Here is a 13,991-nt window from a genome sequence, read left to right as displayed (position 1 = left end):
TCAGATCGTTGACAGGAAGGCGATGTAGGGATCGAGCACCGCCCGTGGGTTCTGGTCGAGGACGTATCCGCCGCCGGCCAGGGGCACGTAGTGCGCCTGCGGAAGCGCTCGTCGCGTCGCGGGGACGTAGGGGTGCAGGATGTCGGAGCTGCCGCACAGCAGCAGCGAGGGCGCGGTGACCCGGCCGAGGACCGACATCATGTCGGTGCCGAAGACCGCGAGATAGGCCTCGTGCCAACGGGTTCCGGCCCGGAGTTTGTCCACCACCTCCCGGTGCCGAAGCACCGCATCCGGCGCGAACGCCGGGTCGGCATCGATGGTGCCGACCTGGCGCCACGCCTCGGCCAGGTGCGTGCCTTGCGGATCCAGCGTCATGGCGCGTACCCCGGCCTGCCAGCCGAGCCGGTCCGGCTCGTCCATGGCGACCGCGCCGATCATCGCCAGGCTCGCCACCCGGTCGGGCGGGTGGCGGCCATGACGCCGGCGATGGCGGCGCCGGTGTGGTGGCCGAGCAGGTGCACCCGCCCGGCATCCACGCTGTCGAGCGCGGCGAACATGTCCGCCGCCCAGTCGTTCAGGTCGTAGGGGCGGTCCGGGGTGAACGACATCCCGAATCCCGGTGTGTCCGGCGCGAGCAACCGGTAGCGTGCGCCGCACCCGGCCGCGAGCATCTCCGCGGCGAACCGCTCGTACATCACCGAGGACGCGGCGGTCTGGTGCAGCAGGAGGATCAGATCGTCGCCGTCGCCGGCGAGGCGGACGTGGATCTGCCCGCGCGGGGTGTCGAGGTAGGTGCGGCGCATCGCGATCACCCGAACGAGCGCAGGTTCTCGCGCAGCGTGTCGTGCGCGTAGTCGGTGCGCAGCAGGCCGCGGCGCTGCAGGGCGGGCGCGACACCGTCGGTCATCTCGGCGATCGACTGGCGGCTGATCGGCTGGCCGTAGATGAGGAATCCGTCGCCGCCGACCTCCTGCATGAACTCGTCCATCTGCGCGGCGATCGAGTCCGGCGTGCCGACCATCTCGGTGGTCTGCACCCGCATCCCGCTGAAGCCCTCGCGGATGGTCCGCCCGCCCAGTTGCGCGCGCCACACCTCGAGCTGGCTCTGGTGGCCGTTGGTCGAGACATCGTCGGGGATCGGCTGATCGGGATCGAACTGGGAGAAGTCGATCTCCATCGTGGCCGCGAAGTGCGCCATCTGCACCTCGAAGTTGTGCTCCTTGCGGGCGTACCAGGCCGCGTTCTTCTCCTTGGCCTCCTGCTCGGTCTCGCCGACGATCGGATACACGACCGGGAACACCTTGATGTCGTCGGGATTGCGGCCGAACTTCACCGCGCGAGCGCGGATGTCGTCGCGATAGGCCTTGGCGCCCTCGATGCCGTTCGGGATGGTGAGGATGATGTCGGAGTACTTCGCGGCGAAGTCACGGCCGCGCGGCGAGCCGCCCGCCTGGCAGAACACCGGTCGTCCGCCGGGGCCCGGCGGCAGGTTCAGCGGACCGCGGGACTTGTAGAAGGTGCCCTCGTGGTGAATCGGGTGGACCTTCGTGTGGTCGGCGTAGTAGCCGGTCTCCGGATCGGCGAGGATGGCGCCCTCTTCCCAGGAGCCCCACAGCTTCATCGCGACCTCGACGAACTCCTCGGCCATGTCGTAGCGCAGGTCGTGCTCGGGCAGCTTGTCCATGCCGTAGTTCTGGGCGGCGAGGTCTTCGCTGGAAGTCACGATGTTCCAGCCGATGCGGCCACCGGTCAGATTGTTCAGCGTCGCGAACTGCCTGGCCAGCTGGTAGGGGTGATAGAAGGTGGTGGAGGCGGTGGCGACGATGCCGATGTGCTCGGTGGCCGCGGCGAGCATGGCGGCCGCCGCCACCGGATCCATCTTGGGGGCGTAGCGGGCGTGCTTGAGCTCGATCTCGGCGGTGCCGCGGTAGATGTCGCTGACCATCAGCGAGTCCTCGATCATGAGGAAGTCGAAGCCGGCGCGCTCGAGGTTGCGCACCATGTCGGTGTAGAAGCGGCCGTTGAAGTAGTTGGTGGTGGCATCCACGCCGCTGTAGGGGGTCTTCCATTCGGGGGCGGCGAGATTGCCGAACCAGCCGAGACGGAACGGTGCTGCGGGCATGTCGGGTCCTCTTCTCTTGCGGGGTGGGACGGTTGTCGGGCGGCAGCCGGATCAGGCCGCCGCGGAGGGGCTTTCGGCGGGCGCGGACTCGCAGGCCTCGAGCAGGGCGGCCTCGGTGAGTTCGGCGCCGCGCAGTTCGGCGACCAGGCGGCCGTGCTGGAGCACGAGCACCCGGTGGCACACGGCGGCGAGCATCTCGTGTTCGCCGGAGAACACCAGGACCGCACTGCCCTCGGCGGCGGCCGTGGTGGCGTCGGCGAGCAGTTCCTTCGCCGAGCCGGGATCGACGCCCTGGGTCGGCTCGTCGAGCAGCAGCACCTTCGGGTCCAGCTGCAGCCACTTGGCGAAGACGATCTTCTGCTGGTTGCCGCCGCTGAAGGCGGTCATGGGCAGATCGGGGCGGTTGGGATGCACGTTCACCCGGGTCATGAGCGACCGGGCGCGCTCGCGAATCGCCGTGTGCTCCAGCCCTTTCCAGCGCCGGTAGCGCTTCACCACCGGCAGCACCACGTTCTCCTCGGCGGTGCCGGCGGGCCAGCAGCCGTCGCGCAGCCGGTTGCCCGGCACGAGCACCATGCCCGCGCCGATCGCCGTGGCGGGCTTGCCGGGCGCGAGGTCGGCGCCGTCGAGCCGGACGGTGCCCGCGACGGGCCGCTCCGCGCCTGCCAACAGCATCGGCACCTCTTCCTGGCCCATGCCGGCCAGCCCGGTGACGCCGACGATCTCCCCGGCGTGCGCGGTGAGATCGATATCGGCGACCCGGCGGCCGGTGAGGCCGCGCACCAGCAGGCGCGCTTCGCCGGGCTCGCGATCCGGCGGCGCCGGATAGAAATCGTCCATCCGGCGGCCGAGCATGTGCGCGACGAGTTCGGCGCGGGTGGTCTCGGCGATGTCGACCTCGGCCACCCGCCTGCCCGCGCGCATCACGGTGGCGCGGTCGCAGACCTCCATCACCTCGGCGAGCCGGTGGCTGATGAAGATCACCCCGGAGCCGGCGTCGGCGACCCGGCGCATCAGCGCCAGCAGCCGGGCGGCCTCCGGGCGGGGCAGCGCGGCGGTGGGCTCGTCGAGGATGAACAGGTGCCCCTCGGCATCACCGTCCATCAGGCGCATGGCCCGCACCACGGCGAGCAGCGCCCGTTCGGCCGGGCTGAGTGTGGACACCTCGGCATCGAGCGGGAAGTCGAAACCGAGGCGGCCCATCAGCTCCCGGTAGATCGCCTTCTCCCGGCCGGTGCGCACCGGCGCCAGCAGACGGGTGCCGTAACGGGCGTTGGCGCCGAGGTTCTCCAGCACGGTCATGCCCTCCACCAAGCCGATGTCCTGGTGGATGACGGCGATGCCGTGGGTGTGCGGATCGGCCGGCGGCAGCGGCAGCGGCCGTCCGAACACCTCGACCGCACCGGCATCCGGGGTGACGATCCCGGTCAGCGACTTCACCAGAGTGCTCTTGCCGCAACCGTTCTGGCCGAGCAGCGCGTGCACCTCGCCGGCCCGCACGGTGAGGTCCACCCCGTCCAGGGCGACCGCGCCGCCGTAGGACTTGCGCAGGCCCCGCACCTCGAGCGCGGTCCGCGCGCCGGGCGCCGCGGTCACGACCGCGCTCCCGCACGACGGCGGCCGACCAGCTTGGCCGCGGTGACCGAGATGATGAGCGCCAGACCGTAGAACACATTCGTCACCCAGGTCTGCGCGCCGAGCAACTGCAGTGCGGTGATGCCCACGGTGAGCAGGTACAGCGCCGCGACGGTGCCCCAGGCGTTGAAGCGGCCCACGGTGATGGCGGTCGCGCCGAGGAAGGCCGCCGCGAACGGCTGCAGCATGTACTGCGCGCCGACACTGGGATCCACCGCGCCGAAGTAGCCGACGAAGCAGATGCCGACGAACGCGGCGAGCAGGCCGGAGACGATGTACGCGGCGATCCGGATGCGGTCGACCGAGATGCCCGCCAGCCGCGCGGCGTCACGGTTGCCGCCGATGAACACGGTGTAGCGGCCCAGCGGTGTGCGCTGGTAGACGTACCAGAGGAGCACCACCAGCACCCAGGCGTACCAGGTGATCATCGGCAGGCCGAGCAGCTGGGAGCGGGAGAAGTTCACGAACCCGTCCGGCACGCCGGAGACGATCCGGCTGTCGGTGATCAGATACGCGAATCCGGCCAGCGCGGTGTAGGAGCCGAGGGTGGCGACGAACGAGTCGACCCCGACTTTCACCACGATCAGCGCGTTCACCGCGCCGACGATCGCGCCGAGGGCGAAGGCCGTCAGGATCGCGACCGGAGCCGGATACCCGTCGGCCGTCATCACCGCGACCACCGCGGCACTGGCGACCATCGTCTGCGCCACCGAGAGGTCGAAGTCGCCGAGCCGGAGCACGATGGTCGCGATCAGCGCCAGCAGCAGCACCAGCGACTGGGCGTTGAGCATCGTGGTGAACAGCGAGGCGGTGCGGAACTGCGGGAGGGTTGCCGTGCACAGCAGGACCAGCAGGGCCAGCGCCCCGACCAGTGCCCAGCGTTCGAAGGCGCCGCCGAAGCGGGAGGACGCCGAGGCGCCCTTCGCCGGCGACGACGCGGGCATCGCGGCCGCGGCGTCCGCCGGAGTGATGGTGGAGGTCATGTCGCGTCTCCTTGTTGCCGCTGCTACTGGGTCTTGCCCCATGCGGCCTGGAAGGCTGCCTGGTAGTCGACGAAGTTCGGGAAGATCCGCGCGGCGCTCGCGTCGGCGACATTGGTGCTGTCCACCACGCGGGTGGGGATGACGTAGCCGGGCGCGGGGGCGCCGACGATGGCACGGGCCAGGTCGTCGACGGCGAGCCAGCCGATCCAGCCGGTCGGCGGCATGGCAACGGTCATGTCCTGGTTGCCCTTGGACGCGATGGCCTCGAGATTGGCCGACAGGCCGTCGCGGGCGAGCACCTTGGCCTTGGAGTTGGCCGCGGCGAGGACGGGATCGACGTAGGTGACGGCGCTGTCCCAGACCGGGAAGACATAGTTGATTTCGGGATTGCGCTGCAGTGTGGCCTGGAGTTTGCTGCCCACGGCGGTGGCGACATTGGCGACGTCGACATCGAGGATGGTGACCGTGCAGTCCGGGCATTCCTTTTCGATCTGCGTCTTGGCGCCCGCGGCGGTGTTCTCCCACACCGCGACCGACGAGGAGGAGAGGATGGCCACGTCGGCGGCGCAGCCGCTGTCGGAGAGCATCCAGTCCGCGGCCGCGACGCCGTCGGCGGTGTAATCGGAGGTCAGGTTGCCGTACATGCCGGACGGCACCGGGGCGGTGGCGTCGCTGTTGAGCATGTTCTGCACGGGAATGCCCGCGGCGGCGGCCTTGGCCAGCGCCGAGGAGACCACGGCCGGATCGATGCCGACGAGGATGATGCCTGCGGCCTTCTGCGCGATCGCCTGCTCGATGCCCTCGTTGAACCGGTTGGTCATGCCCTGGCCGTCGTAGCGGACCAGCTTCATGCCCGCGGCCGCCACGGCCTCTTCCACGCCGTCGGCCATGTCGACGGAGAACTGGTTCATCGTGACGGTGACGAACCAGAGCGTCTTGCCTTGCAGCGCGGCCAGATCCAGCGGCGCGGTGGGCACGACGGCTTCGACATCCTTCATGGCGGCCGCCAGGCGGGTGTCGGCCTTGCCCACGCATTCCGCGGCCTGCGCCGTCAGCGTGCGCTCGACCGTCTGCGCGGAACCGGCATCCGTCGCCGAGGTACAGGCGGTCATGGTGAGTGTGACGCCGAGCACGAGCGCGCCGGCTGCTGCCAGTTCGATCGGTTTCATGAGTTCTCCGATGCTTCTTCGGCTCGGGGATGCGGGGCACCGCCGGGCCGACCGACGAGGGGGTTCCGTGACGACTTCTGTCACTTCGTCCGGTGACATCGGTCAGTCAACGGGGGGCCGATTGCGCCTCGACGTCCGCGCATTTGCGCATCGATTGCGCCGGGTAACGTTCGATGTCGGAACGACCCGAAACCGGAAAGTCCTGGTAGAGCCCGCCGGGGGGGCGTGACACAGATCTCTCGCGGTGCATCGGCCGGGAAAAACGCCCCGCTCGGCGCGATTGCGCCCGGAATACGCACGGCAGGAATCTCCCCGGACACGCAAAATGCCGACGCCCGGGGAGCGCCGGCACCGGTGTGGAGCGTGGTCAGGCGACGACGAGGCCGCCCGGGGACTCGGGTTCACGCCCCAGCGGGAAGGAGACACGGTCGGCCCGGTAGTGCGAGAAGGTGTACTCCTGCACCGTGCCTTCGGCGTCGCGCAGGATCTGTTCGCGCATCAGCACCGGCGAGCCTTCGCGCACGCGCAACAGCGCGGCGGTCTCGCTGTCGCAGGCCACCGCGTCGATGACGGTCTCGACGTCACCGAGCGGCACGCCGTAGACGAGTGCGAACGCATCCGCCAGGCTCGGGCAGCTCTGCCACGAGCGCGGCTGGGTATAGCGGCTGCGGTAGTAGGCGATCCGCACGCCGAGCGGTTCGGATCCGTCGCCGGTGATGTGCTCGAAGACGTGCTCGACCAGTCCGACCTGGTCGTCGCTGGTGCCGAGGTGGGCGCGGATGGCCGGCGTGGACGGCACGATCCGGTTGTCGGTGCGGCGGACCGCGAAGCCGGGCGGGGTCCGCCAGGGCAGGATGTCGTCGACGGGCACCTGGAAGTAGTCCCGCCGCACCCGCGTCCCGGTGCGCTGCCTGCGCTCGACCAGCCCTTCCAGTGCCAGCTGCCGCAGGGCCTCGCGCACCGGGGAACGCGGAATCCCCATTGCCTTGACCAGCCGTTCCTCGACGAGTTGCTCGTCGTTCACCAGGAATCCGGAACGGATCAGCGAGCGAATCAATTCGTACGCGCGGCGCGTCTGATTCGACGACCCTGCAGCACGGTCCACCCTGCTGGAGAACTCGCTCACCTGGCCTCCTCCGATCTCGACGCTCACAGCGGATTCCTATCAGCGAGATGTTGACGCCATGTTTCGCCGCGAGGCGGATCACATCGGCGAGGATTGCCGACCGGCCACGCGGACGGCGGCACGAGAAGGCCCGCGCGTGCCGAAAAACGCTGTCTGCCAGAAACCTTCGAGTGCGCGGTGATCGATGCGTATCGTTGATCGAGTCCGCCCGGTGGTCGGAGGGAGGGTCGCGGTGGGGACTTCCATGCCCGGATCTGCGCTGTCCACCGGCTCGCCGCCACCCGACGTCCGGGCCCTGTTCCCCGCGCTCGCGACCCCCGAGGTCTACCTCGACAGCGCAGCAACCACGCAGAAACCCCGGTCGGTGATCCGGACGGTCACCGACCACCACCGCCGCGCCACCGCGAACGCCGGTCGCGGATCCTATCCGTGGTCCTCGCGGCTGGCGACCCGGATCGCCGAGATCCGCGCGCACACGGCCCGATTCATCGGGGCCGCGGGATCCGACGAGATCGTATTCACCTCCGGCGCGACCGCCGCGCTCAACGCCGTGGCCCTGTGCTGGGCACTGCCCGAACTCCGCGACGGTGATCGGATCCTGTTCAACCCGCTGGATCACGCCTCGAATGTGCTGCCCTGGCATCATCTGCGCACTCTGCTCGCCCGGGCGGGCCGCCGGATCGAACTCGTGCCCTATCGCACGACTCCGCGGGGCACCGCCGATGTCGACGACATCGTGGCGGCGGCCGGCCCGCGCACCCGGCTGGTGACCCTGTCCCACCTGCACCACGTCTACGGCGGGCTCACCGATGTGGCCGCGCTGCGCGCCCGGCTCGCCCCCGAGGTGATGCTGTGCCTGGACTGCAGCCAGAGCGGCGGGCACCTGCCGGTCGACGTACGCGCGCTCGGTGCGGACTTCGCCGTCTTCGCCGCCCACAAGATGTTCGGCACACCGGGGACGGGCGTGCTCTACTGCGCCCGGCGGGTCCACGATCGCCTGCTGCCCTTCCTTCCGGGCGGCGACACCGGCGTGCGGCTGACCGACTCCGGCCTCGAATCGACCGGGATGCCACGCCTGCTCGAAGGGGGCACCCCTGACATCCCCGGCATCCTGGCGCTCGGCAGCGCGCTCGAGGTGCTCGACTCCCTCGACCGGCGGGTGATCGCCGAGCACAATCGGATGCTCACCCGGCGGATCGTGGACCGTCTGCGCCCCATCCCCGGCATCCGGTTCCTGCCCGGCGCGGCTCACGAGTTCCCCTGGGACGGTCCGGTCACCGGTTCGGCGCCGCACGCCACCCCTCAGCCCGCGCCGTCTCGGCCGACGCCGGCGCAGCCGCACGCTCGGCCGTCGTCGACACTCCCCGCGGGTTACGGGATCGTGTCGTTCACCCTCGACGGGATCGGCTCCCGCGATCTCGGATTCGTCCTGGCCGAGCACGGCTTCCTGGTGCGCACCGGCGCCCACTGCGTGCCGTCCCGCACGCCGGACAGCGCGGACGACTCGGTCCGGGTGAGCACCCACATCTACACCACGGTCGAAGAGATCGACCGGTTCACCACCTGTGTCGCGTCCATCGCCGAGGAGATCACGTGAGCAGCAGTGCCGTACCCGACAATCGCGCCTGCCCCGGCGACGCGGATTCCCGGGCAGACACCGTTTCCGTCCGTGCCGAACTGCCGCGCTACGACCGCCGGGCGGCCGCGCAGGTCCTCGCCCGGCTGGCCGAGCCCGGCCTGTTCGGCACGGCGCGCGTCCCGGACGGGCCTGTCGACATCGAGTGCACCACCACGACAGTGCGTTCCGAGCCGAACAGTCACCTGACCGCCTCCCAGCGGCTGTACCTGGAGCGCTTCATGCGCCCCTGCAGGCCCGACCAGGTCACCACCGCCACCCACCGGCTGACCTGGACCGACAGCGACGGCATCCCCAATACCGGGCATTATCGCGCCGACGGACTCGGTCCGATCGTGCCGGTGGCCGCCAGGGAAGCCGTGCTCGTGCTGTGGCATGCGCTGGCAGCGGACTCGGCGCTGGCCGACCGGATCGCGAACCTGGACGCGCGTGCGCACGCGCTGCTGCTCGGCACCACCACCGATCACGATCCGCTCGAGATCCTCCGGGTCGGGGTCGAGGCGGCGGCCCGCACGCTCGCCCAGCACGCGCTGCTGGTGCGGCGCAGCCCATACCGCTCACCGGCCGAACTGGCTCGTGGCCTGCGCGATTCGGGCATCTTCACGGCGGTGGCGACCCGCTGGTACTGGGAGCTGCAGGCCTCCACCTACCGGCGCGGCATGATCCCGGTGACCCTGGCCTGCCAGCCCGACGGCAGCGTCCGCTACACCGCCGACACGGTGGCGACCCTGCGTGCCATGAAGGACGCCACCATCGCCGAGGCACACACCGTCATGCGCCGCGCCACCACCGTCGAGGGACTCTCGGTGGCCGAGGCCATCGCCAGGTACCACGAGGATCTCGACCTCATCTCCCGCCAGTACGCCCTGCTCGCGCCGGGTACCCGCCCGTCCTGCCCGGCCGCCGTGCCGCATCGGCTGGAGGGCAGGCATTACACGCTGCTGCCGCTGGTGGTCGATCGCTTCGTCGACACCTTCTGCGCGGTGGTCGAGCGCTGCCACCTGACCGAACGTCGCGCCGATCCCGGCGCGCTGCCGGACACTGCGATCGACGCCGAGGACCGGGTCTTCCACGTGCCGGACATGAGTTGCCGGCACTGCGTGCGCACCATCACCGCGACGCTGGAGTCCATGGGCGTGCCGGTGCTCGACATCGATCTGGCGAGCAAACGCGTGGTCGCGGAATTCCGCAGTCCCCGTAACCGGGCGCGCGCCTTCGATGTGCTGCGCGACGGCGGCTACAACCCGGTCGCCGCCCCCGCGCCGGGCACATCGGCCGCCGCGAATGCGATATGAGTGCCGAACCTCCCGCCCTGCCCGCACTGGTGTCACCGCTGGTCCGCGAGTTCCTGGCCGACCGGCGCGCGCTCGACGCCGCCCTCGCGCGCACCGGCACACCCGTGCACCTGATCTTCCCGCAGGTTTTCGCCGAGAACGTCCGGGCCGTGCGCGCGGTACTGGAGAAGGCCGGTGCGCGCCACCGAATCTGCTACGCGCACAAGGTGAATCAGTCCAGGGCACTGGCGCGGGCGGCACGGCGCGCCGGTATCGGCATCGACGTCGCCTCCCCGGAGGAACTCGACAGCGCGACAGCCGCCGGATTCGCACCCGCCGACATCGAGATGACCGGCCCGAAAGGCGAGGCCGCGATCCGCCGCGCGCTGCGCGCGGGTGTCACCACCAATGTCGACAATCTCTGGGAGCTCGGCCTGATCGACCGGATCACCCGGATGGATCGCACGACCGGGCCGCCCGCGCCGGTGCTGTTGCGGGTCGGGGAACTGCCGGGAACGCCCGCCAGCCGCTTCGGCATCCCGCTCGCCCGGATCGACGAGGCGCTGACGGCACTCGCGGCCCCCGGCTCACGAATCGAACTGCTCGGCCTCGCATTCCACCTGGACTCCGGTGCGGTCGACGACCGGGTGCGCGCCGTGCAGGCGTGCCTGAGGCTGCTCGAACGCGCGCACGCGCGGGGGCTCGCGCCGACGGTGATCGATATCGGTGGCGGGCTGCGGCAGGTCTTCACCGCCGACGCCGACCGGTTCGACGCCTACGTGCGCGCGCTGCGCGACGGTCTGGCCGGTCGCGCCGCACCACTGACCTGGGCCGGCCAGACCTTCGGCTATCACGTCGAAGCCGGTATGGCGCACGGCACTCCGGTGTTCCACAAGTACGGCAACACCGTCACCGCGCCCGCCATGCTCGCCGAACTGCTGGGCGCCGCACTGCCCGAGCACGATCACCGTCCGCTGGCCCGGGTACTCGCCGACAATCTGCTCGAATTGTGGCTGGAGCCGGGGAAGGCGCTGGTCGACCACGCGGGGATCACCGTCGCCGGGGTCGAGTTCACCAAGGAACTCGGCGACGGCACGCCCCTGGTCCACCTCGATATCAGCCGCGACGCGGTGACCCCCGCCGACCAGGAGGTGATGGTCGATCCGCTGGTCGTGCCGAGGTCGGGACCACTCACCGGACCGCGGGCCGGCGTGTTCTTCGCGGGCAGGCTGTGCCTGGAGCGCGACATGGTGACCACGCACCGGGTGCACCTGCCCGGTCTGCCGCGACCGGGCGACCTGATCGTCTTCCCGAATACCGCCGCCTATCACATGGACCTCTCGGCGGCCTCGGCCTCGATGCGACCGCCGCCGCCCAAACTGGCCGTCGTCCGCACCGAGCGCGGCTTCCGGGTGCACGCGGACACACAGCCCGAGCCGGCGCCGCGGGACGACATCGCGGCGGTGCGCGAGTTCTCGAAGGAGACCTGATGCGCTACGACCACATCACCGAACTCGTCGGCAACACCCCGCTGCTGCGCCTCGATCCCGCGCGGCACGGCCTGGCCCATGTCGAGTTGTTCGCGAAGCTCGAGTCGCACAATCCCTTCGGCTCGGTCAAGGACCGGGCCGCCGCTGCCATGCTGCACGACGAACTGCCCCGCCTGCGCGCGCAGGGCCGCACGCTCATCGAGGCCTCCAGCGGCAACACCGCCAAATCGCTGCGGGTGCTGGGCGCGATGGAGGGCATCGGGCTGCGCGCGATCACCAACCGGATCAGGGTGAGCGAGGTGCGCGATCTGCTGCGGCTGCTCGGCACCGAGATCGTGGAGCTGCCCGGCCTGTCCGAATGCCCGGACCCGACCACCCCGAACGACGTCTACGCCGTCATCGAGTCGACCTCGGCCGCCGAACCGGCCGCCTTCCATCATCTCTCGCAGTACACCAACGAGAAGAACGTCGAGGCCCACTGGGCGGGCACCGGCCGCGAGATCCACGACGACCTCGTCGCGAGCGGGATCGATCGGGTCGACTATCTCGTCGGCGGTCTCGGCACCACGGGGTCGACCCGCGGCGCGGCGACCTACCTGCGCAAGAGCAATCCGGATCTGCGCACCATCGGGGTGGTTTCCGCACGCTCGGACTTCATCCCCGGCATCAGGTCCGAGACCGAGATGTGGGATGTGGGCTTGTTCCAGCCGGATTTCTACGACCGGATCGTGGCCGTCGAATCCGCCGACGCCATCGAGGCCACGCTGACCCTGGCCACCACCCACGGCGTGCTGGCCGGGCCGACCAGCGGCGCCGCTTATGCGGCGACCACGGATTCCCTTCGCGCGCTGGATCTTTCCGGCCGCGACCCGGAAGATCCGGTGATCGCGGTGTTCATCGTCTGCGACCGGCTCGAGCCGTATCTGTCCTATCTGCGCAAGCGCCGCCCGGACCTCTTCGGGGGATCCGAGCGCCCGGCGCCGCCGACCGAGGCCGAACTCGCCGCGGTCCCCCGGATCTCGCCGGCCGAACTCGAGCGACGTGATCGCGCCGAACGTCTCACCGTCGTCGACACCAGGGGCGCGATGGCCTACCGGATCGGGCACGTGCCCGGCGCGGTGAACATCCGTGACGACCAGCTCGACGACATGCTCGCCCAGGGCGTGCCCTTTCCCCGTTCCCGCCCGATCGTCTTCGTCTGCCCGGTCGGCGAGATCGCCCTGCGCTTCGCGGGGCTCGCCCGCCGCGCGGGGTACGACGCGGCCGTCCTGGACGGCGGCGTGATCGCCTGGCGCGATGCGGGCCTGCCACTGGAACGGGGCGGATGAGGCGCAGGCACTACTCTGGTTGCGGTGCAGACAGGCCAGGATTCAGAGAGCGCCGGTCCCCGCATCTGGGGTGGGACGACGCTCACCGAGCGCAGAGAGGCGCGCCGCGCGGCACTGCTCGACGCCGCGCTCGACCTGATCGGCGAGGCGGGGGCGGCCGGGGTGACCATGCGCGCGGTATGCAGGCGCGCCAATCTCACCGACCGCTATTTCTACGAGAGTTTCAGCAGTCGCGACGAGCTGCTGGATGTGCTCTATCGCAGTGTCGCCGAGGAATTCCTCGGGCCGATGACCGCCTTCACCGACGCCGACGATCCCTCCCGCGACCGGGCGCTCGCCGAGATCCTGGTCGACAAGGTGCTCTCCGATCCGCGGAAATCACGGCTGTTCCTGGTCGAGCCGTATTCCAGCACCGGGCTGGGCCAGACCACCATCGCGGTGATGCCCGCATTCACCCGGCTGATCCAGGACCATCTGTTCGTCCACATCGACGATCCGGTCCGGCGCAGGCTGGCCGCGGTGAGCATGGCCAGCGGAAATGCGGGCATGTTCTCCGCCTGGTTGAACGGTTCGCTGCGCGCGACCCGCGAACAGATCGTCGAGCATTGCGTCGCGACCCTCACCGCTTACCGGACGATTTACCGCTGATCGCCGACCCGCCGGGGAACCGAATCCGCCCCTCGTCGAACGACAACGCCGGAAATGGCAAGTTAGAGTTGCCCGATAGCTAGAGTTGGCGCATAGCTGACAGCGGCGGCGAGGAGCGGGTGTTGGTGTCCATCGGGAAATTGGTGTCGTTCGACAGTTCGCGCGGGTTCGGATTCATCCGGCCGGAAGACGGCGGGCCGGACGTGTTCGTCCATGTCAACGACATCGGACTGGACGAGGACGAACTACGCCAGGGCCGGGTGTTCGAATTCGATATGACCGAGGGCGATCGCGGGCCCAAGGCGATCAATCTCAGTGCCGTCGGCGGTGCGCCGAGTTCGCCGCCGCGCTCCAGGAAGGACCGCTCCTCCGGCAGCGGTGGTCAGCTCTCGGCGGACGAGCATCGGCGGCTGATCACCGAACTGCTGCTCGACGCCAGTCCCGCGCTCACGGCCGGGGAGATCCTCACCATCAGAGAACGGCTCACCGCCTTCGCCGACGAACACGGCTGGCTCGACTAGCCCGGCGAGATCCACGGACTTGTCGGACCGTCGGCCTACGATCGAGCCGACCCGCGGGG

At 70.1% G+C, this 13,991-nt stretch carries 13 protein-coding genes; 6 read left to right on the top strand and 7 right to left on the bottom strand.

Going from position 1 to position 13,991, the window contains the following annotated elements; translation table 11 throughout:
- From ON26_RS34525 to ON26_RS12540, 7 genes are all read right to left on the bottom strand, one after another.
- Entirely contained in the window at window positions 1-453 is a 453-nt protein-coding gene (locus tag ON26_RS34525; RefSeq protein WP_245545832.1) for an alpha/beta fold hydrolase, read from the bottom strand.
- Window positions 435-803, bottom strand: coding sequence for an alpha/beta fold hydrolase (locus ON26_RS34520; protein WP_245545831.1), 369 nt, complete (start codon window positions 801-803; stop codon window positions 435-437). Before ON26_RS34520 ends, ON26_RS34525 begins: the two co-directional genes overlap by 19 nt.
- A 5-nt stretch (window positions 804-808) precedes the next feature.
- Window positions 809-2,122 carry an NtaA/DmoA family FMN-dependent monooxygenase gene (locus ON26_RS12560; RefSeq protein ID WP_040796271.1) on the bottom strand — a complete coding sequence of 438 codons (1,314 nt, stop codon included), beginning with the start codon at window positions 2,120-2,122 and terminating at the stop codon, window positions 809-811.
- 51 nt (window positions 2,123-2,173) lie between these two features.
- Entirely contained in the window at window positions 2,174-3,718 is a 1,545-nt protein-coding gene (locus ON26_RS12555) for a sugar ABC transporter ATP-binding protein (protein WP_040796270.1), read from the bottom strand.
- Window positions 3,715-4,740, bottom strand: a complete 1,026-nt coding sequence (locus ON26_RS12550) for an ABC transporter permease (RefSeq protein WP_040796269.1) — start codon at window positions 4,738-4,740, stop codon at window positions 3,715-3,717. The genes ON26_RS12555 and ON26_RS12550 overlap by 4 nt, the downstream gene beginning before the upstream one ends.
- A 23-nt stretch (window positions 4,741-4,763) precedes the next feature.
- Window positions 4,764-5,909, bottom strand: a complete 1,146-nt coding sequence (locus ON26_RS12545; RefSeq protein ID WP_040796268.1) for a substrate-binding domain-containing protein — start codon at window positions 5,907-5,909, stop codon at window positions 4,764-4,766.
- Between the two features lie 367 nt (window positions 5,910-6,276).
- Window positions 6,277-7,035, bottom strand: a complete 759-nt coding sequence (locus ON26_RS12540) for a GntR family transcriptional regulator (RefSeq protein WP_245545830.1) — start codon at window positions 7,033-7,035, stop codon at window positions 6,277-6,279.
- A gap of 232 nt (window positions 7,036-7,267) precedes the next feature.
- Between ON26_RS12540 and ON26_RS12535 the strand changes: the two genes are divergently transcribed.
- From ON26_RS12535 to ON26_RS12510, 6 genes are all read left to right on the top strand, one after another.
- Window positions 7,268-8,632 (top strand): aminotransferase class V-fold PLP-dependent enzyme, encoded by a 1,365-nt coding sequence (locus ON26_RS12535; RefSeq protein ID WP_245545829.1) that lies wholly within the window; start codon window positions 7,268-7,270, stop codon window positions 8,630-8,632.
- A complete protein-coding gene (locus ON26_RS12530; protein WP_245545828.1) occupies window positions 8,629-9,966 on the top strand; it encodes a heavy-metal-associated domain-containing protein in 1,338 nt (445 codons plus the stop codon). Before ON26_RS12535 ends, ON26_RS12530 begins: the two co-directional genes overlap by 4 nt.
- Entirely contained in the window at window positions 9,963-11,435 is a 1,473-nt protein-coding gene (locus ON26_RS12525; RefSeq protein WP_040796266.1) for a type III PLP-dependent enzyme domain-containing protein, read from the top strand. Before ON26_RS12530 ends, ON26_RS12525 begins: the two co-directional genes overlap by 4 nt.
- A complete protein-coding gene (locus ON26_RS12520; protein WP_040796265.1) occupies window positions 11,435-12,763 on the top strand; it encodes a pyridoxal-phosphate dependent enzyme in 1,329 nt (442 codons plus the stop codon). The genes ON26_RS12525 and ON26_RS12520 overlap by 1 nt, the downstream gene beginning before the upstream one ends.
- Before the next feature lie 24 nt (window positions 12,764-12,787).
- Entirely contained in the window at window positions 12,788-13,411 is a 624-nt protein-coding gene (locus tag ON26_RS12515; RefSeq protein WP_051026997.1) for a TetR/AcrR family transcriptional regulator, read from the top strand.
- Window positions 13,412-13,530: 119 nt separating this feature from the next.
- Window positions 13,531-13,932 carry a cold-shock protein gene (locus ON26_RS12510; protein ID WP_051026996.1) on the top strand — a complete coding sequence of 134 codons (402 nt, stop codon included), beginning with the start codon at window positions 13,531-13,533 and terminating at the stop codon, window positions 13,930-13,932.
- Window positions 13,933-13,991: the final 59 nt, after the last annotated feature.

Source organism: Nocardia higoensis NBRC 100133 (assembly GCF_000308595.1).
GTDB classification, from domain to species: domain Bacteria; phylum Actinomycetota; class Actinomycetes; order Mycobacteriales; family Mycobacteriaceae; genus Nocardia; species Nocardia higoensis.
Note: the sequence above shows the minus strand (reverse complement) of the source record. Positions and strands in the feature narration are given on the sequence as shown.

Bases quoted from the DNA above. Each gene is read 5' to 3' on its own strand.
- ON26_RS34520 (WP_245545831.1), bottom strand. From the start codon at position 803: ATGCGCCGCACCTACCTCGACACCCCGCGCGGGCAGATCCACGTCCGC.
- ON26_RS12560 (WP_040796271.1), bottom strand. From the start codon at position 2,122: ATGCCCGCAGCACCGTTCCGTCTCGGCTGGTTCGGCAATCTCGCCGCC.
- ON26_RS12550 (WP_040796269.1), bottom strand. From the start codon at position 4,740: ATGACCTCCACCATCACTCCGGCGGACGCCGCGGCCGCGATGCCCGCG.
- ON26_RS12545 (WP_040796268.1), bottom strand. From the start codon at position 5,909: ATGAAACCGATCGAACTGGCAGCAGCCGGCGCGCTCGTGCTCGGCGTC.
- ON26_RS12525 (WP_040796266.1), top strand. From the start codon at position 9,963: ATGAGTGCCGAACCTCCCGCCCTGCCCGCACTGGTGTCACCGCTGGTC.
- ON26_RS12520 (WP_040796265.1), top strand. From the start codon at position 11,435: ATGCGCTACGACCACATCACCGAACTCGTCGGCAACACCCCGCTGCTG.